Annotated in this window: 20 protein-coding genes; 9 read left to right on the forward strand and 11 right to left on the reverse strand. The window is 72.3% G+C overall.

Going from position 1 to position 17,261, the window contains the following annotated elements; translation table 11 throughout:
* The first annotated feature begins 2 nt into the window (after positions 1-2).
* On the forward strand, positions 3-560 hold the full coding sequence (locus G407_RS30395; protein WP_052341225.1) for a TRAP transporter small permease: 558 nt from the start codon (positions 3-5) through the stop codon (positions 558-560).
* Positions 557-1,843: a TRAP transporter large permease gene (locus G407_RS0110780; protein WP_029030804.1), complete on the forward strand. Its 1,287-nt coding sequence runs from the start codon at positions 557-559 to the stop codon at positions 1,841-1,843. The genes G407_RS30395 and G407_RS0110780 overlap by 4 nt, the downstream gene beginning before the upstream one ends.
* Positions 1,844-1,855: 12 nt before the next feature.
* On the opposite strand, the gene G407_RS0110785 is transcribed toward G407_RS0110780, so the two are convergent.
* On the reverse strand, positions 1,856-2,752 hold the full coding sequence (locus G407_RS0110785; RefSeq protein ID WP_029030805.1) for a LysR family transcriptional regulator: 897 nt from the start codon (positions 2,750-2,752) through the stop codon (positions 1,856-1,858).
* 130 nt (positions 2,753-2,882) lie between these two features.
* Between G407_RS0110785 and G407_RS0110790 the strand changes: the two genes are divergently transcribed.
* The 4 genes from G407_RS0110790 to G407_RS0110805 are packed head-to-tail and all read left to right on the forward strand — an operon-like array spanning position 2,883 to position 7,303.
* Positions 2,883-4,166: a TRAP transporter large permease gene (locus G407_RS0110790; protein ID WP_029030806.1), complete on the forward strand. Its 1,284-nt coding sequence runs from the start codon at positions 2,883-2,885 to the stop codon at positions 4,164-4,166.
* A gap of 46 nt (positions 4,167-4,212) precedes the next feature.
* Positions 4,213-5,217, forward strand: coding sequence for a TRAP transporter substrate-binding protein (locus G407_RS0110795; RefSeq protein WP_245259073.1), 1,005 nt, complete (start codon positions 4,213-4,215; stop codon positions 5,215-5,217).
* A gap of 25 nt (positions 5,218-5,242) precedes the next feature.
* Positions 5,243-5,776: a TRAP transporter small permease gene (locus G407_RS0110800; RefSeq protein ID WP_029030808.1), complete on the forward strand. Its 534-nt coding sequence runs from the start codon at positions 5,243-5,245 to the stop codon at positions 5,774-5,776.
* Positions 5,777-5,821: 45 nt separating this feature from the next.
* Positions 5,822-7,303, forward strand: a complete 1,482-nt coding sequence (locus tag G407_RS0110805; RefSeq protein WP_029030809.1) for an N-acyl-D-amino-acid deacylase family protein — start codon at positions 5,822-5,824, stop codon at positions 7,301-7,303.
* On the opposite strand, the gene G407_RS0110810 is transcribed toward G407_RS0110805, so the two are convergent.
* The 3 genes from G407_RS0110810 to G407_RS0110820 form a co-directional block, all read right to left on the reverse strand.
* Complete coding sequence (locus G407_RS0110810) at positions 7,275-7,976, reverse strand: SDR family oxidoreductase (protein ID WP_029030810.1); 702 nt, start codon at positions 7,974-7,976, stop codon at positions 7,275-7,277. The genes G407_RS0110805 and G407_RS0110810 overlap by 29 nt on opposite strands.
* A gap of 101 nt (positions 7,977-8,077) precedes the next feature.
* The gene (locus tag G407_RS0110815; protein ID WP_029030811.1) at positions 8,078-9,361 is read right to left on the reverse strand and encodes a DUF763 domain-containing protein; all 1,284 of its coding nucleotides are present in this window, start codon (positions 9,359-9,361) and stop codon (positions 8,078-8,080) included.
* Positions 9,362-9,428: 67 nt separating this feature from the next.
* Positions 9,429-10,016, reverse strand: a complete 588-nt coding sequence (locus tag G407_RS0110820; RefSeq protein ID WP_029030812.1) for a glutathione S-transferase family protein — start codon at positions 10,014-10,016, stop codon at positions 9,429-9,431.
* A gap of 73 nt (positions 10,017-10,089) precedes the next feature.
* On the opposite strand from G407_RS0110820, the gene G407_RS0110825 reads away from it, so the two are divergent.
* Positions 10,090-10,779, forward strand: a complete 690-nt coding sequence (locus G407_RS0110825; protein ID WP_029030813.1) for a helix-turn-helix transcriptional regulator — start codon at positions 10,090-10,092, stop codon at positions 10,777-10,779.
* 162 nt (positions 10,780-10,941) lie between these two features.
* On the opposite strand, the gene G407_RS0110830 is transcribed toward G407_RS0110825, so the two are convergent.
* Genes G407_RS0110830 through G407_RS27080 form a run of 3 tightly spaced genes read right to left on the reverse strand, consistent with a single transcriptional unit; the run spans position 10,942 to position 12,465 of the window.
* Entirely contained in the window at positions 10,942-11,454 is a 513-nt protein-coding gene (locus G407_RS0110830; RefSeq protein ID WP_029030814.1) for a hypothetical protein, read from the reverse strand.
* Complete coding sequence (locus G407_RS0110835) at positions 11,454-11,903, reverse strand: DUF305 domain-containing protein (protein WP_043539491.1); 450 nt, start codon at positions 11,901-11,903, stop codon at positions 11,454-11,456. Before G407_RS0110835 ends, G407_RS0110830 begins: the two co-directional genes overlap by 1 nt.
* 7 nt (positions 11,904-11,910) lie before the next feature.
* Positions 11,911-12,465, reverse strand: coding sequence for a c-type cytochrome (locus G407_RS27080; RefSeq protein ID WP_210163104.1), 555 nt, complete (start codon positions 12,463-12,465; stop codon positions 11,911-11,913).
* Positions 12,466-12,807: 342 nt separating this feature from the next.
* Here G407_RS27080 and G407_RS0110845 point away from each other — a divergent pair, with 342 nt between their 5' ends.
* Positions 12,808-13,284, forward strand: coding sequence for a DUF411 domain-containing protein (locus G407_RS0110845; protein ID WP_029030816.1), 477 nt, complete (start codon positions 12,808-12,810; stop codon positions 13,282-13,284).
* Positions 13,285-13,376: 92 nt separating this feature from the next.
* Positions 13,377-13,562: a hypothetical protein gene (locus tag G407_RS0110850; protein WP_052341226.1), complete on the forward strand. Its 186-nt coding sequence runs from the start codon at positions 13,377-13,379 to the stop codon at positions 13,560-13,562.
* 83 nt (positions 13,563-13,645) lie between these two features.
* Here G407_RS0110850 and G407_RS0110855 read toward each other — a convergent pair whose 3' ends face one another.
* From G407_RS0110855 to G407_RS30400, 4 genes are all read right to left on the reverse strand, one after another.
* Complete coding sequence (locus G407_RS0110855) at positions 13,646-13,903, reverse strand: hypothetical protein (RefSeq protein WP_029030817.1); 258 nt, start codon at positions 13,901-13,903, stop codon at positions 13,646-13,648.
* A gap of 116 nt (positions 13,904-14,019) precedes the next feature.
* Positions 14,020-14,277, reverse strand: coding sequence for a hypothetical protein (locus tag G407_RS0110860; protein WP_029030818.1), 258 nt, complete (start codon positions 14,275-14,277; stop codon positions 14,020-14,022).
* A 122-nt stretch (positions 14,278-14,399) separates the two neighbouring features.
* A complete protein-coding gene (locus G407_RS0110865) occupies positions 14,400-14,657 on the reverse strand; it encodes a hypothetical protein (protein WP_156917550.1) in 258 nt (85 codons plus the stop codon).
* 510 nt (positions 14,658-15,167) lie between these two features.
* On the reverse strand, positions 15,168-17,249 hold the full coding sequence (locus G407_RS30400) for a methyl-accepting chemotaxis protein (RefSeq protein WP_052341227.1): 2,082 nt from the start codon (positions 17,247-17,249) through the stop codon (positions 15,168-15,170).
* Between the last annotated feature and the right edge of the window lie 12 nt (positions 17,250-17,261).

The raw sequence follows: 17,261 nt of genomic DNA on the forward strand, positions 1-17,261 counted from the left end.
CCATGTGGCGGCTCCTCGACCGGGGCCTCTCGGCCGCCGACAGGATCTTCCTGGCGGCGGCCAACGGGCTGCTCCTCGCCATGCTGGCGATCAACCTCGCCAACATCCTCTCGCGCCTGATCCTCGACCTCGGCATCATCTGGGTCTTCCCCTGGACCGGCGTCCTGTTCGTCTGGACGATCTTCCTCGGCTTCTTCTGCATCTATCGCCGGGGGCAGGACGTCGCCGTCGACGTCCTGGTGCGACGTCTGCCGGACCGCGGGCGCGCGTTCGTGCGCGTCCTCGTGGATCTGCTCGCGCTTTCGCTCCTCGCCACGATCCTCGCCCAGGCGCCCACCCTGATCCCGCGCCAGGTCGGCGTCATCGATCTCGTCGGCATCCAGCGCTACTGGCTCTCGGTGCCGCTCTTCGTCTCCTGCTTCCTGATCGCCTGCCAGTTCGTCCTCGACCTGCGCGATGCCGTCCGCGCCGTCGCGGACCCGAAGCGCGCCGCGTTCGAGGCGCATCATCGCAACGAGACCCCGGACGACAGGCCCGAGCCGCGGGAGGCCCGCCCATGACCGCCGTCGCGCTCTTCGCCGGATTCCTCGCGCTCATCGCGCTCAGGACCCCGATCACCATGGCGATCGGCATCGCCGTCGTCGGCGCGCTGATCGCCGCCGGCTTCTCGACCACGCTCTGGATCGTGCCGATGAAGGTGCTGGAGGGGGCGGGCAACGCCTCGCTGCTGGCGATCCCCTTCTTCGTGCTCACCGGCAACCTGATGAACGCGATCGGGATCACCGAGCGCATCTTCAACCTGGCGAACGCCCTCGTCGGCCATTTCCGCGCCGGCCTGGCGCAGGTGAACGTGCTCGCCTCGGTCCTGCTCGCCGGCGGCACCGGCGCGGCGGTGGCCGACATCGCGGGCCTCGGCGCCGTCGAGATCAAGGCGATGCGCGAGCGCGGCTACAAGCCGGCCTTCGCGGCGGCGATCACGGCGGTCTCGGCCATCGTCGCGCCCTTCATCCCGCCCTCGGTGCCGCTCGTCGTCTACGCCTTCCTGTCGAATACGTCGGTGGCGCGCATGTTCCTCGCGGGCATCGTGCCGGGGCTCCTCGTCGCGGTGGCCCTGATGATCTTCAACCGGCTGCTCGCCACGAGGGTCGAGTTCCCGCAGCAGGAGAAGGCGAGCCTGGGCGAGGTCTGGCGCCAGACCCTGTCGGGCGCCTCGGCGCTGATCGCGCCCGCGATCATCATGGGCGGCATCCTGACCGGGACGACGACCGCATCCGAGGCCGGCGTGCTCGCCTCCGGCTACGTCATCCTGCTCGGCGCGATCTTCCGCACGCTGACCTGGGAGGCGCTGACCAAGGCGCTCACCGAGACGGTGCTGATCACGTCGATGATCATGATCATCATCGGCTTCGCCGGCTCGATGGGCTGGCTCCTCGCCATCGAGCAGATCCCGCAGGACCTCGCGCGCGGCATCCCGAGCCGGGTCGAGTCGATCGGGATGTTCCTTCTCGTCGTCTCGGTGACGGTGCTCGTGCTCGGCTGCTTCATCGACGGGATCACGATCAAGCTGCTGCTCGTGCCGATCCTCTTGCCGCTGGTCGACGCCTACGGCATCGACCGGGTGCATTTCGGCATCGTGCTGCAGATGTCGCTGATCCTCGGCATCGCGACGCCGCCGCTCGGGATCGGGCTCTACGTCACCTCGCGGATCGCGCAGACGCCGATCGAGGACATCGTGCGGGCGGTGCTGCCGTTCTTCATCCCGCTGCTGATCGTCCTCGCCTGCCTGGCGGCCTTCCCGCAGCTGAGCCTGTTCCTGCCGAACCTCTTCATGGGCCCGCAGTGACACGCGCGCACGTCAGCGGGCCGCGAGGAGCTCGCGCAGCGCCTCGACGAGGATCGGTCCGGCGCGCCGCGTCTCGAGCGGCCTGACGGACAGCGCCTGGATCTCGAAGACGAGCGGCGGCGCGATCGGGACGGCGGCGACGCCCACGTGCGTCGCCGCCTCCGCGGTGAACTCGTCCACGATCGAGACCCGCCCGAGGGTGCGCACGAGGTTCGGCACCGCGAGGAGCGAGCTCGCGGTGATGCGCTCGCGCCCGCCCGCACCGTCCGCCGGCGCGAGGTGCGCGACGAGGCGCCCGATCGGCCGGTCGAGCGGCATCCCGATGAGCCGCGGCTCGGCCGCGATCTCCTCCTGCGACACGGCCGCTCGGCCCTCCCACGGGTGGCCGGCGGGGAGGAGCGCCACGAGCCGGCCTTCGCCGATGCGGGTCGCGTGCAGGTCGGGCGCGTCGACCGATCCCGCGACGATGCCGATGTCGGCGCGGCCCGCGCGCAGGGCTGCGAGCTGCTGGATGGCGCCGCCGACGTCCACGTCGATCTCGAGCTCCGGCATGCGCCGCGCCAGCTCCGCGATCGCGCGCGGCAGATGGAGCTGCGCGAGCAGGCCGACGCAGGTGATCGAGTAGCGCCGGCCCTGTCCCGTGCGCACCTCCGCGATGGAGCGCTCCAGCCGATCGAGCCCGTCGCCGAGGAAGCGGCTCTCCGCATAGATCCCCTCCGCCTCCGCCGTCGGATAGATGCGCCCGCGTTCCAGCACGAAGAGGGGCAGGCCGATGGCGCGCTCGAAGTCGCGCAGGTGGCGGCTCACGGTCGGCTGCGAGAGCCCGAGCAGCCGTGCGGCGGCGCTCACCGAGCCCTGCTCGAAGACGGCGCAGAAGACCTGCAGACGTTGAACGGTGACGAAGCGCATGCGGAAGCCCCGGAAGCACCCATAGAAAGCTTCTATGGGAGGCGCAAATCTTTTCTGTTTCCGAAACGCAAGGAGGCTTCTTTACTGACCCGCGAAGTGCGGCGATCGGCCGCCGGGGGGACTGCGCGGGATGCAGGCTGGCGTCGTCATCGGCTTTCTGCTGATCGGCCTCTTGTCGGGGGCGGCGATCGCCTACGCCATCGGCGCGGCGGCGGTCCTCACCTTCGTGCTCGCCGACAACACCCGCTTCCTCGCGGTGCTGCCGCAGCGGCTGTTCTCGCAGCTCGACGTCTTCGCCTTCCTGGCGATGCCGCTCTTCATCCTCGCCGGCGACCTGATGAACCGCGGCGGCCTCGCCAAGGCGCTGATCGACTTCTCGATGGCGCTCGTCGGGCGGCTCAAGGGCGGGCTCGGGCACGTCAACGTGCTCACCAGCGTGTTCTTCGCCGGGGTCTCGGGCTCCGCCGTGTCGGACGCCGCCGCGCTCGGCAACGCGCTGGTGCCCGAGATGACCCGCCGCGGCTACAAGCTCGACTACGCCGCCGCCATCACCGGCGCGTCCTCGATCATCGGGCCGATCATCCCGCCGAGCACGATCCTGATCTTCTACGGCGCGCTGATGGAGACATCCGTCGCGGCGCTGTTCGCCGCCGGGATCGTGCCGGGGCTGCTGCTCGCGGGCGTGCTCATGGCGATGAACGCCTTCTACGCCTGGCGCGACGACCATCCGGGCGGCAGCGACCTCGACGTGCCCCGGCTGCTGCCGTCCTTCGCCAAGGCGCTTCCCGCCCTGACGCTGCCGGTGATCATCCTCGGCGGCACGCTCTTCGGCGTGATGACGCCGGCGGAGGCGGCGGCCGTCGCCGTGGTCGCGGCGCTCGCGATCGGCGTCGCGTACGGCGACCTCGACGCCGCGCGGGTGCTCGCGAGCCTCAAGCGTACCGGCGTGCTCCTCGGTGCCTTGTTCATCATCCTGTGCGCGATCTCGACCTTCAGCTACCTCGCCGCGCTCCAGCAATGGCCGCAGGCGATCGCCGCGGCGGTGGCCGGCTTCGGCCTCTCGCCGCTCGGCTACCTGATGCTCGTCAACGTCGTCTTCCTCGTCGCCGGCATGGCGATGGACGTGAAGGCGGCGGTGGCCCTGTTCGCGCCGATCTTCGTGCCGCCGGCGCTGGCCATGGGCATCGACCCGGTGCACCTGGGCATCGTCATCTGCTTCAACATCACGACGGGCCTCCTGTCGCCGCCGCTCGGGGGCGTGCTGCTCATCCTCGCCACCACCGTGAACATGAACTACTGGCGCCTCATCCGCGCGACGCTGCCCTTCTTCCTGGCGGAGCTCGGCATCCTGGCGCTGCTCACCTTCTTCCCCGCGATCACGCTGGCCCTGCCGCGTGCGCTCGGCCTCGCCTGAGGCCGGCACGAACCCTCAACGAGAAAACACGAACAGGAGAGCGGACATGACCCGGACAGCCCTCGCCCCCGCGATGCTCGCGGCGGCCCTCCTCGCCGGCACGGCGCTGGTGCCGAACGCGGCGCTCGCGTACGAGATCAAGATCGCCATGAACGGCGTCGACGATCCGGTCACGAACGCCGAGGCCGCCTTCGCCCGCGGCTTCGCGCAGGCGCTGGAGGGCAGCGATTTCACCGCCGCGGTCTTCCCGTCGGGCACGCTCGGCAACGAGCAGGAGCGCTTCGACCAGGTCGCCCAGGGGCTCGTCGAGCTGAACCTCGCCACCGTCTCGACCGCCTTCGGCATGAGCCCGCTCCTGCGCGGCGTGCTCCTGCCGTTCATGTTCGAGTCGAACGAGGAGTTCGACGCCATCGTGGCGCAGACGGACCTGCTCGACCAGATGAACGAGCCGCTCCTGGAGAACGGCGTTCGGCTCGCCGGCTTCAACTACATCGGCATGCCGATCGGCATCCACAACACCGAGGTCCCGATCACGACGATGGCGGACCTCGAGGGCATCCGCTTCCGCGCGCTCAATGCCGAGCAGCTCGAGTACATCGAGGCGCTGGGCGCGAACGGGACGATCGTCGCCTGGTCGGAGGTGGCGAACGCCATCCAGACCGGCATCGCCGACGGCTACCTCAACCCGCCGAACTCGGCCATCCGCACCGGCCACACCGAGTTCCTGAAGCACTTCACCCAGGCGAACATCTCGCCCTCGACCCGCGCCGTGCTGATTTCCGAGGACTGGTACGCCTCCCTCTCGGACGACGAGCAGGCCACGATCGACGCGGCCATCGAGGCCGGCATCGAGGCGAACCGGGCCTGGATCGACGAGTGGTCCGGCATCGTCACCGAGCGGCATCTGGAGGCGGGCGTCACCCTCTCCGAGCTCGCGCCGGGCGAGCGCGACAAGATGGCGGAGGCGACCCGTCCGACCTGGGACTCGATCATGACGGCCGAGGATCTCCAGGCCTATCTCGACGCGCTGGCGCAGGTGCGCGGCCAGTGAGGCCGCGCGGGATCGGAGCCGTGAGATGACGAAGACGCTGGGCAGGGCGGTGATCGCCGCGAGCGACGGGCTCGACCGCGTGGCGCGGGCACTGACCGTGACCTTCCTGTGCGTTCTCGTCGTCGCGGTGATGATCCAGGTCGTGGCGCGCTACGCCTTCGACTCGCCGCCGGCGTGGACGGAGGAGCTCGCGCGCTACGCCATGATCTGGGCGGGGCTGATGGGCGCGACGATGTCGTTCAAGCGCCGCTTCGACCCCGCCATGTTCCAGAACCCGCACCCGCGGCTGGCCGCGCTCGCCGTGGGCGCGGCCGTCATGCAGTCGCTCGTGGTGCTCGTCTACCTGCTGCCGATCCTCTGGCACAGCGTCTACGGGCCCGGCATGAACTTCGAGCGCGGGTTCCTGCTGCGTCATGCGCGCATGAGCGCGAGCACGCTCGACGTGCCGACGCTCGTCGTCGCGATCGCGGTGCCGCTGATGGTGGTCGTCATCCTCGTCCACCTCGCGGCGCGCTGGTGCGGCGACCCGGCGGGCTCGGTGCCGTCCGCGGACGGCTGAGCCGGCATACGATCCCATCCGAGACGCATTGGAGGAGGCACCCGCATGCGGGCCGACACCCTGTTCCGCCACGCGCAGATCATCGACGGCACCGGCGCGCCGCGCCGCACGGGCGACGTCGCCGTCGTCGACGACCGGGTCGTCGCGGTGGGCGACCTCTCCCGCTGGAGCGCGAACCGCGTCGAGGACTGCACGGGGCTCGCGCTGGCACCCGGCTTCATCGATCCGCACACGCACCACGACGACGTCGTGCTCGGCGATCCGGACATGGCCTGCATGGTCAGCCAGGGCGTGACGACGATCATCAACGGCAATTGCGGCTTCTCGATCGCGCCGCTCACCCATTCCGGCCCGCTGCCGGCGCCGCTCGGCATGATCCTGGACGAGACGGCGCCGCGCTTCTCGAGCTACGGCGCCTACAAGGCGCGTCTCGACGCCGCGCCGCCCTCCGTCAACACCGCCTGCCTGATCGGCCACGGCACCTTGCGCATCAACGAGGTCGCCGATCTCGGCCGCCCGGCGGACGCGCGCGAGATCGCCGCGATGCGCGCGGCGCTGGACCGCGCGCTGGCGGAGGGCGGCATCGGCCTCTCCACCGGGCCGTTCTATCCGCCCGCGCGCGCGGCGCCGACGTCCGAGCTCGTCGCCATGGCCGAGGTCGCGCAGGCTCACGGCAAGCTCTACGTCACGCACATGCGCGACGAGGGCGACCGCGTCGTCGAGGCGCTGCAGGAGACACTCCAGATCGGGCGCGAGGCCTGCTGCGGCGTCCATGTCTCGCACCACAAGTGCGCCGGGCTCGCCAATCACGGGCTCTCGGAGACGACGCTCAAGATCATCGACGAGGCCCGCGCGCACCAGGACATCGGGCTCGACACGACGCCGTGGATCGCCTCCTCGACGATGCTGAACTCCGGCCGCCACCGCCAGGCGACTCGGGTCATCGTCGCCGAATCGAAGCCGCATCCGGAATGCGCCGGCCGCGATCTCGCGGACGTCGCGGCGGAATGGGGCGTCGATCTCGACGAGGCCGTGGAGCGGCTCGTGCCGGCGACGGGGATCTTCTTCATCATGGACGAGGGCGACGTCCAGCGCATCCTCGCCTACGAGCACACGATCGTCTGCTCGGACGGCATCGCCAAGGGCTCCCACCCGCACCCGCGCACCTGGGGCACCTTCCCGCGGGTGCTCGGCCGCTACGTGCGCGAGCACCCGCTGTTCACGCTGGAGGAGGCGGTGCGGCGCATGACCTCGATGCCGGCGGACCGCTTCGGTCTCGCCGGGCGCGGGCGCATCGCCGAGGGCGGCTTCGCCGACCTCGTCCTGTTCGACCCCGACCTGATCCGCGAGGGCGCCACCTACGAGACGCCGACGCGGCCGGCGGAGGGCATCCGCAGCGTCCTCGTCAACGGCCGCGAGGTCTGGCGCGAGGGCGCGGGGACCGGCGCGCGGCCCGGTCGCACGCTCGATCGTGCGGCCGCCGGAGCCGTTCCGCCGGTCAGCCCGCCTTCGGGGTCGGCAGGATGACCAGCTCGGTCACGTCGACGCTCTCGGGCTGCGAGAGCGCGTAGACCACGCCGCGCGCGATGTCGTCCGGGCGCAGGGCGTCGGGCTTCGCCTCGTCGAAGAAGGGCGTGTCGACCATGCCCGGCTCGATCAGCGTGACGCGAACGCCGGTGCCGGCGAGCTCCTCGCGCAGGTTGTAGCCGATGGCGGTCACGGCCCACTTGCTGGCCGCGTACATCGAGCCGGCGAGGGTGCGCCGCCCGGCGATCGAGCCCGTGATCAGCACGTGCCCGCGCGCCGCCTTCACGTGGGCGAGCGTCGCGCGCAGGGTGTGCGCGACGCCCAGGATGTTGACCTCGACGATCCGCCGCCAGCTCTCCGGCGGCGCCCCCGAGAACCCGCCGGGCTCGCCGCCGACGCCGGCATTGGCGAACACTGCGTCGAGCCGTCCGAAGCGCTCGAGCACCGTCGCCGCCATGCGCTCCTGGTCGGCGTAGTCGGTGACGTCGCAGGGGATCGTCGTGGCGCGCTCGGCGCCGAGCTCCTCGGCGAGCGCCGCGAGCTTATCGGTCGAGCGCGCGGCCAGCGCCACGCGCCAGCCGGCCTCGACGGCCCGCCGGGCGGTGGCGGCGCCGATGCCGGTGGAGGCGCCGGTGACGAGGAGGACGCGGTCGTGGGGTGTCGTGTCGGGCATGGGGACTCTCTGTTCGCAGGGACGAGCGGGGAAGGCAGCGTGCTGCCGCCGATCGGTTCCGATCCAACGCGCGACATCGGCCGGGCGATGCTCCGTCGCGTTCACGAACCCTCGACCGCGCCGCGCCCCGTCGGTGCCGGCTCCCACCCGAACACGCTGCGCCCGCCGTACTCGTGCGAGCGCGCCTTCTCCTGCGCCATGAACGCGTCCACCGACGGCCCCGTCGCATGAGCCTCGAGCCGGCGGGCCTGGGCGTCGAGGCGGCGCAGGGCGGCGAGCTCGTCCGCCTCGCCGAGGCGCGCCTTGCGCACGGCGGCCTTCATCACGGCGATGGTGCGGTCGTAGACGGCGGTGGGGACGGGAAACGGGTTGCGGTCCTTGCCGCCGTGGGCGAGCGAGAAGCGGGCGGGATCGCTGAAGCGGCAGGGTGTGCCGTGCACGACCTCCGCGACCATGGCGAGCGAGAGGACGGTGCGCGCGCCGACGCCCGGCGTCAGCAGGAGGTCGGGGAAGTCGACCGGCCCGCGCTCGGTCGCTGCCGCGAGCGCGCCGTGCAGGCGCCGCGCGACGACGGTCTCGGCGCGCACCTCCTCGTGCGCCGGCATCACGAGATGCGGCAGGAGCGGCTGTTGCGGCTCGGCGGGAGCCGGCGTGCGCCCGGCCTCACGCGCCGCCGCCGCGTCGAGCCGCGCGATCTCGCCGACGATCCCGTCCGGCCCCATCTCTGCGAGGATATCGAGCTGGCGGGCACGCGACGCCTGCGCCCGGCGGTCCGCCAGGTTGACGATCGTGCCCTGGCCGGGCCCGTCCACCGCCGCGTGCGGGCTGTCGACGAAGCTCGAGAGCCCCTCCGACAGCCAATGGTAGCGCCGCGCCTGCTTGCGGTCCCCGTTCATGCCCTGCTGGATCACCGCCCAACGGCCGTCGTCGGTGACGACGAAGCCGTGGAGATACAGCGCGAACCCGTCCTGCACCGCGGCGGAATCCACCTTGGCGACGAGCCGGCTCGCCCGGGCGAGGGCGGCGCCGTCGACCCCCGTGCGCTCGCCCACGGCGAGAAGCTCGGCCGGCGTGGCGCGAGACTGCTTGCCCCGCCCGCCGCAGACGTGGATGCCGAGCTCGCCCGCCCGCGGGCCGAGCCCGCGCTTGAGCGCACCGAGCACGCTCGTCGTCACGCCCGACGAGTGCCAGTCCATCCCGATCACGGCGCCGAAGCTCTGGAACCAGAACGGATGCGCGAGGCGCCGCAGGAACTCGTCGCGCCCGTATTCCAGCACGATCGCTTCCGCCATCACGGCGCCGAGCGCCGTCATCCGCTCCCCGAGCCAGCGGGGAACACGGCCGCCGTGGAGCGGGAGATCGGCGCTGCCGGAGCGTTTCGTCATGAGAACGGATCGTGCACGGATCCCGCCTCGACGCAAGCGCGAATCCGCGCGCCGATCACGCGAGGCGTCAGTCGAGGGCCTGGGCACGCGCGAAGGCGTCCCGCGCCGTGCACCGGGCGATCCAGTCGCGGACCGCCGGGTCCGCGGGGACCGCATCCGGTAGGTACAGGTAGAGCGAGCAGAGCAGGATGTCGGCCGCGGTGAAGCGCTCGCCCATCAGCCAGGGGCCCGTCCGCAGCGCCGCACTGAGACGCGCGGCGACGGCCTCGCGGTCGCGGAAGGTGGTGTGGGCGATCGGGTGGTCCGACACGCCCATCATCTCCAGGAGGTACACCGGCTCGAGCACGCCGCCGTACCAGAACAGCCAGGTCAGGTAGGCGCCCCGGCCCGGTTCCGAGGCGCCGATGCCGAGGCCGCGCTCCGGGAAGAGATCGGTGAGGTAGAGCAGGATCGCGCCGCTCTCGGTGACGAGGTCGCCGTCGTGCACGAGCGCCGGCACCTTGCCCTCGGGGTGTGGGTTGCGCGGGTCGCGGCCGCCGCTGCCGTCCTGCCGGCGGATGTCGGTGCGGATCGTCTCGACGGGCGCGTCGAGCTCCTGCAGCAGCCACAGCACGCGGTCTGAGCGGGACTTGGAGGCGTGGTAGAAGGTCAGCATGGGATGTCCTCGTTTCATCGACGGGCTATCCTTGCGCCCGGGATGCTGACGGTTCGCGTCAGGAGGACGATCGATGCCCCGCAGCGACAGGCTGCTCCAGCTGCTCCAGCATCTGCGCACCGAGCGGCCGCCCGTCACCGCGGCGCGGCTCGCGGACCTCACCGGCGTCTCGGAGCGCTCGGTCTACCGGGACATGGCGGCCCTGCGGGCGCTCGGCGCGCGGATCGAGGGGCAGGCGGGCTACGGCTTCACGCTGGAGGAGGACATCGTGCTGCCGCCGCAGATGCTCGGGCGCCTGGAGATGGAGGCGGTGATCCTCGGCCTCTCCACGGTGCAGGCGGAGGGCGACCCGAGCCTCGCCCGTGCCGCCCGGGATGCCCTCGCGAAGATCACCGCGACGCTGCCCGAGAGCCTGCGCGACCAGGCCCGCCACGCCGCGCTGCGCGTCGCGCGGGTGCATTCCAAGCCGGCCGTCGCCATCGACCCGCAGATCGTCCGGCGCGCCGTGTGGGAGGAGCAGGCGCTCGACGTCGTCTACGTCGACGATGCGGGCACGGAGACGAGCCGCCGGATCTGGCCGCTGTCGGTGGTGTTCTTCGAGCGCGCCCTGATCCTCTTGGCCTTCTGCCGGTTGCGCGAGGATTTCCGGTCGTTCCGGCTCGACCGCATCCGCACCCTGTCCGAGCCCGGCGTCGGCTTCCGCCCGCGGCGGGTCCCGCTGCTGCGGGAGTTCCTCGCCAGCCGGGAGTGGCCGACCTGCTAGTCCGGTGGTCGAGCCGGATCGCCGGCCGGTCGGCCGGCGGGCGCGGCGCTGCTCCTCGACCAGTGGGCACGGTAGGACGGCACGGTCTCCATGTCGGAGGGCATCACCGGGATTCGCCGACCGGATCCCGCCGGTGAGACGAGGCTCTCGCGCGCGGGCGGCTCAGCCGGCGCAGTCGTGATAGCCGCGATAGCCCGCCTGCAGCGTCTCGCCGACGGCGAAGGTCAGCTCCGCGACGCGATCCTCGCCCGCCAGCGGCGAGACGGTGATGCGGATGTCGCCGGCCGAGAGATCGTACTGCGCGCCGTCCGTGCCGGCGCTCGCGTCGAGCATCACGAGCTTCCCGGCGAGCTTGACGACGCCCTGGATCGGTCGCGCGTCGGGCCCGAAGCCGGTGGCGAGGATGGGACGGCCCGTGCTGGTGTAGCGGAAGACGCAGATGCTCGGCGCCTCGATCGCGGCCTCGATTTCCGCCGGCACCATGGTCGCCGGGTCGAGGGGCGGCAGGTGAACGCCCTCCAGCGCCTCCTCGGCGGGGACGATGCGCGCGACGGTGTCGCCGCGGGCGGGATCGACGACGTCGTCGGGCGCGACCGCGTCGGCGCAGGCGGCGAGGGCGAGGGTCGCCCCGGCGACCGCGAGCAGGCGCGGGGTGCGGGAGGTGCGCCGGGCCATCAGTCGCGCTCCTCCAGGTCCTCGATCAGGTAGTGCATCTCGGCGATCTCGCGTTCCTGCGCCTCGATGATCTCGTCGGCGAGCTTGCGCACGCGGGGGTCCGAGATCTGCGCCCGCGAGGCGGTGAGGATCGCGATCGAATGGTGCGGGATCATCGCACGCATGAAATCCTGGTCGTCCACGGTGGCCTGGCTGCGCACGAGCCACAGCGAGAGCGCGAACACCGCGATCGCCGAGCCGAAGATCGCCAGGTTGGTGATGCGGCTCGAGTACATCTTCATCATGTAGGACAGCATGATCACGGCCATGGTCGCTCCCATGATCAGCGCCATCCAGAATCGCGTCTCCGACCAGAAGACCTGCTCCCAGGCGTAGGTGTTGAGATACATCAGGCCATACATCACGACGGTGGAGGTCGCGATCATCGCGGCGAAACGCCAGTAGGACATCTCGTTGTTACTCCCTCGCGCTGCCGGCGCCCGGCACGCCCGAAGGCACAGCGTCCGGCTCGATGGCGGATTGCGCGTAGTCCTCGGGGGTGAGCCCGGGGAGCCCCTTCACGAAGGCGGCGACGCCCCAGAGCGTCTCCTCGTCGTGGCTCGGGCCGAAGGCGGGCATGCCGGACATCTTCACGCCGTTCGAGGCGAGCCAGTAGATCTCCTCGATCTCCCACTCGGCCGCGGCCTCGGCGAGGTGCGGCGGACGCGGGCGCATGCCGCTCGCCCATTCCTCGGGGTCGACGCCCGGGCCGCCGTGGCAGAGCTGGCAGGACGACTTGTAGGTCTCGGCCCCGCGGGCGACGAGGGCCGGCGCGACGGCCTCCGGCGCGAGGATATCCTCGGCGCGGTTCTCGACGGAATTGCGGAAGGTGGTGTCGAAGGTCCAGCGCGTGAAGGACGCATGCTCCTCCGTTGCGGCGACGTTGTAGAGGCCGCCGTAGACGATCGAGAGCCCGACGATCCCGGCGAGGACGAACAGCCCGACGATGGCCGCGAGCGCGCCCATGGCCATGTGCCTCGATCCCCCGCGCCCCGATCGGTCCGGCATCGGCTCCTCAGGCATCTGCTCCTCCGGCTTCGTTGCCCATGACGAATGGTCGTATGCCCGATTTCGTTCCGAAGGCCGTTGCCGAAGGTGGTGGCATTCGCGGCGCGGGCGCTCGCGCGCGTCCGCGAGGGTCCGCGCCCGGCCGGGAGAGTCCTCAGTCCAGGGAAAATCCGCGTCCCGGGAGAGTGCTCGTCCCGGGAGCCTCCCCGTCGTCCGCGAGCTTGTGCCGAGCCGGCTGCGGATCTACCTTCGGGGCATGTCGCGCGAGCGCGCAGGCCCGCCTGCGACCCATCGGAGACGATCGACATGACGAAGGCTCGTACCCTCGGCGCCGCGCTGGTCCTTCTCGTCCCCCTCGCCGCGGGACCGGCCGCCGCCGCGCCGGCGGAGCGGACGATGATCGTTCACAAGGATCCGCTGTGCGGCTGCTGCACGACTTGGGCGGAGCAGATGGAGGCGGCCGGCTTCGTCGTCGAGGAGCGCCCGACCTCGCTGATGGCGCAGGTCAAGGCCGCGCTCGGCGTGCCGGACGACCTCGTCTCCTGCCACACGGCGGAGATCGACGGCTATGTCGTCGAGGGCCACGTGCCGGTCTCCGCCATCGAGGCGCTGCTCGCGCAGCGGCCGGACGTCGACGGGATCGCGGTGGCGGGCATGCCGATGGGCTCGCCCGGGATGGAGGCCCCCGGCTACGCGCCGGAGCGCTACGAGGTCGTCTCGTTCGGCGACGAGGGGCGCACGGTGCTGGGGACCTACGTCGGCAGCGAACGCGTGGCGCGCTGAGCCGCGCGCATCGGGGCTCCTCCCGATTCCGGCACCCGGCGGCTCTGATAGGCTCCGGGCCGCATGTCGCCGCTCGCCCCGGGAGCCCCGCCATGGCCGCCTTCGTGCTCGCCCTCGTCCTGCCGTTCGCCGCGCTCGCGATGCTCGAGCGCTATCTCGCCGCCTGTGGCGCGCTGCTCCTGCAGGCGACGATCCTCGGATGGCCGATCGCCACCGTCTGGGCGCTGGTCGCCCAGCGCGCCGCGGACGACGCAGCGCGCCGGGCGTTCGAGCCCTGACGCCATCGTGAACGCGCGACGCCCGCCGGACGGTCGGTCCGGCGGGCGTCGTCGTTCGCGTGCTTCGGCGAGCGGGGTGCCGCTCAGCCGTTGTCCTCGGCCTGCCGGCGGATCGCCTCGCGGCCCGCCCAGAAGGGCGTCTCGCCGGAGACGCCGACATGCGCCGGGGCGGCGAGGGAGCCGGTGGCGTTCACGTCCGGCGCGACGCCGCGCTGGAACTGGAAGAAGCCGTCCGTCTGCTGCGGGGCGTCGTAGACGGTGACCTCGGTGGCGGCGGCGAAGGCCGGGCCGGCGAGGGCGACGGCGAGTGCGGCGACGGTGAGGGTGCGGAGCGTCTTCATCTGTGTCTCTCTTTTCGGGTCTGGGACATCGGGGGGACATCGTCCGGGGAGGGGCGGCGCGATGCCGCCCCTGGGGAGTGCCGCGGCCGGGAGTGCCGCGGCTCGGCCGCAGTGGCTCAGCCGTTGTCCTCGGCCTGCCGGCGGATCGCCTCGCGGGGCGCCCAGAACGGCATCTCGCCGGAGACGCCGACATGCGCCGGGGCGGCGAGCGAGCCGGTGGCGTTCACGTCCGGCGTCACGCCGCGCTGGGTCTGGACGAAGCGGTCCGTCTGCTGAGGGGCGTCGTAGACGGTGATCTCGGAGGAGACGGCGAAGGCCGGGCCGGCGAGGGCGACGGCGATGGCGGCGACGGTCAGGGTGCGGAGCGTCTTCATCTGTGTCTCTCTTGTCGGGTACGCAGAACTGTGGGGGATGGCGTCCGGGGAGGGGCGGCGCGAGGCCGCCCCGCCCCGGGGGCGTAGCGCGGCCGGGAGTGCCGCGGCTCGGCGGCCGTGGCTCAGCCGTTGTCCTCGGCCTGCAGGCGGAGGGCCTCACGGGTCGCCCAGAAGGGCGTCTCGCCGGAGACGTCGACATGCGCCGGGGCGGCGAGGGAGCCGGTCGCGTTCACGTCCGGCGCCACGCCGCGCTGGAACTGGAAGAAGCCGTCCATCTGCTGCGGCGCGTCGTAGACGGTGACGTCGGTGGCGGCGGCGAAGGCCGGGCCGGCGAGGGCGACGGCGAAGGCGGCGACGGTGAGGGTACGGAGCGTCTTCATGATCGTGTTTCCTTTCGTGTCGTTCGGGGAGCGGGTGCGGTGCAGCATCCCGTCCGATGCCCTGGATTTCGGTGCGACGGTGCGAATTGCTACGGCCCCGCTCGCACGCATGAGCTTGCGTCCATGCAAGTAACGAAGGGGCGCGCCGATGCGAACAGCGTGCAGGCGAAGAGCTGTGAGGGGCGATAAAACTCTACGAAGAAAAAGCATTGGCGCGTTCGCCTCGATTCCGCCTTCATTTCGTTCCAGCCGCCTAGCTTCCTCACAGCCTGCTCACAGATCCGTGTTTGTGCAGATTCGAGGATCCCCCGCGACGAGCGTGCAGTGCACTCGTCGCCGGGGATGTTCGGGCGCCGCCGCCGTCCGGTTTCGGCTCGAGGCGGGAATCGGAGGCGCGAACGCGTGCGAGCGGCGGGGCGACCCCGCCGCTCGCACGGAAAGCTCTGCACTGATAAGCCCTTGGAGAGTGGCCTGCGCCCGCCTCGCGGACGCTTCACGACCGCGTGAGGATCAGGCGGCGCGCAGCCGCCCGACGAAATCGGCGACGCGCCCGGCGAGGCCGTCGGCCTGGGCGCGCATCGTCGCCGCCGCTTCGCGCGCGGCGTGGGCCGCCCCGCCGGCCTCCTCGGCGGCGCGGGAGAGATCGGAGACGTCCCGTGCCACGCCGTCGGTGCGCGCGGCGGCGGCGGCGATGCGCTCGGCGATCTCGGACGTGGCGCCCGCCTGCTGGTCGACCGCGCCGGCGATCGCCGCCGAGATCGTGTCGATCTCGCGCACGACGCCGCCGATATCGTCGACGGCGGCGACGGCGCGCCCGGTCGTCTCCTGCATGGCCGCGATCTGCGCGGAGATCTCCTCGGTCGCGCGCGCGGTCTGGCCCGCGAGTGTCTTCACCTCGGCGGCGACGACGGCGAAGCCGCGCCCCGCCTCACCGGCGCGGGCGGCCTCGATGGTGGCGTTCAGCGCCAGCAGGTTCGTCTGCTCGGCAATCTCGGCGATGAGGCGCAGCACGCCCTCGATGCGCCCGGCGGCGGCGGTGAGCTCGGCCACGGTGGCGCCGGTCCGCTCGGCGGAGCGGGCGGCCTCCGTCGAAACCGTCGCCGCGCGGCGCACCCGGGAGGTCACCTCGCCGAGGGAGGCGGTGAGCTCCTCCGTCGCAGCGGCGACCCCGGCCATGACGCCGCGGCTCTCGCCGGTCTGCCGGGCGGCCGAGCCCGAGCGCTCGGCGGTGACGGTGACCGAGGCCGCCAGCGCGCCGCTCGCCGTCTCGGCCTCCTGCGCGGCCGCGACGAGGCTCGCCGCGGCGGCGTCGACCGTTTCTTCCAGCGTCGCGGCGATTTCCTCGAGCGTGCGCCGGCGCGCGGCCTCGGCGGCCACGCGGTCCGCCTCCTGCGCCGCGCGCAGGCGCTCCATCTCCTGCGCGTTCGTCCGGAACACCTCGAGCGCGGACGCGAGGCCCCCGATCTCGTCGCGACCGGCGAAGCGCCGCGCATCGACCGCGAGGTCGCCCGCGGCGAGGCGCTGGAGCAGGTCGCTGATGGCGACGAGCCGGCCCGAGACGCGCAGCAGCATGAACCACATCAGCGTGGCGAGCGCGACGAGCCCGACGCCGAGGCCGACGCCGGCGAGGATCGCGTGGAGACGGGCCTCGGCGGCGAGCGCACGCGCCGCCGCGACGGCGCCCTCCGCGCCGGCGTCGGAGAGCGCCTTCGCCGGCGCGAGCAGGGCATCCGAGCGGGTGACGAAGTCCTCCGCCGAGAGCGGGAAGGCGCCGCTCGTCGCCTCGACCAGCATCTGCGCGCGCAGCGCGCCATAGGCACCCAGGAGGCCGCTCGCCACCTCCTCGGCGGCGGCGCGCTGGGCGGGGGTGGTCTCGGGATGGAGCGCGAGCCGCGCCACCGCGGCTGCGGTCTGCGCGGCCCGGTCGAACTGCATCTGCGTTCCCTGCACGGTCACCGCGTCGAGGGGCCAGCGGGCCATCGCGCCGATCAGGAGAACCGTGCGATCGCGGTCGGCGTATTCGCGCATCTCCCAGCCGAGCCGTTGGAGGGTCAGGCCGTGGGCGACGACGGAGGGGATGCGCGCGCCCGTCGGCTCGGCCAGCGCGCCGATGTCGAAGACGTCGCGGGTCATGGCGTCGAGGGCGGGGACGACCGTCTGCGCGGCGTTCGAGCGCCGGAAGGCGGTGAGGCCCGCCTCGGTGTCGAGCGCCTCGCGCAGGGCCGCGAGCCGGGCGGGCACGGCGTCGATCTCGCGGGCGAGGTCGGCGCGGGCGGGGAGCCTTTCGAGGCCGGCCACCGTCTCGCGCAGCGCGGCGAGCGCTGCGTCGACCCGCGGACGGACGGCGGCGATGTCGCCGGCCAGCGTCTCGTCGATCGGCGTGTGCAGGGTGAGCGCGATCTGGGCCAGCCCGCGCTCCGTCGACAGCGCGGTGCTCACCGCCCCGAGCTGCGCCTTGACGGCGGCGACCTCCTCGATCTGCCGCGCATCGTCGATGGCGCGCAGGTTGAGGTGGAGCACGAGGCCGAGCGCCAGCGTGAGCAGGGCGGAAACGGCGAGGCAGACGGCCAGGCCCAGGGAACGAATCGACATGTACCGACCCTC

This window comes from Salinarimonas rosea DSM 21201 (assembly GCF_000429045.1).
GTDB lineage: Bacteria > Pseudomonadota > Alphaproteobacteria > Rhizobiales > Beijerinckiaceae > Salinarimonas > Salinarimonas rosea.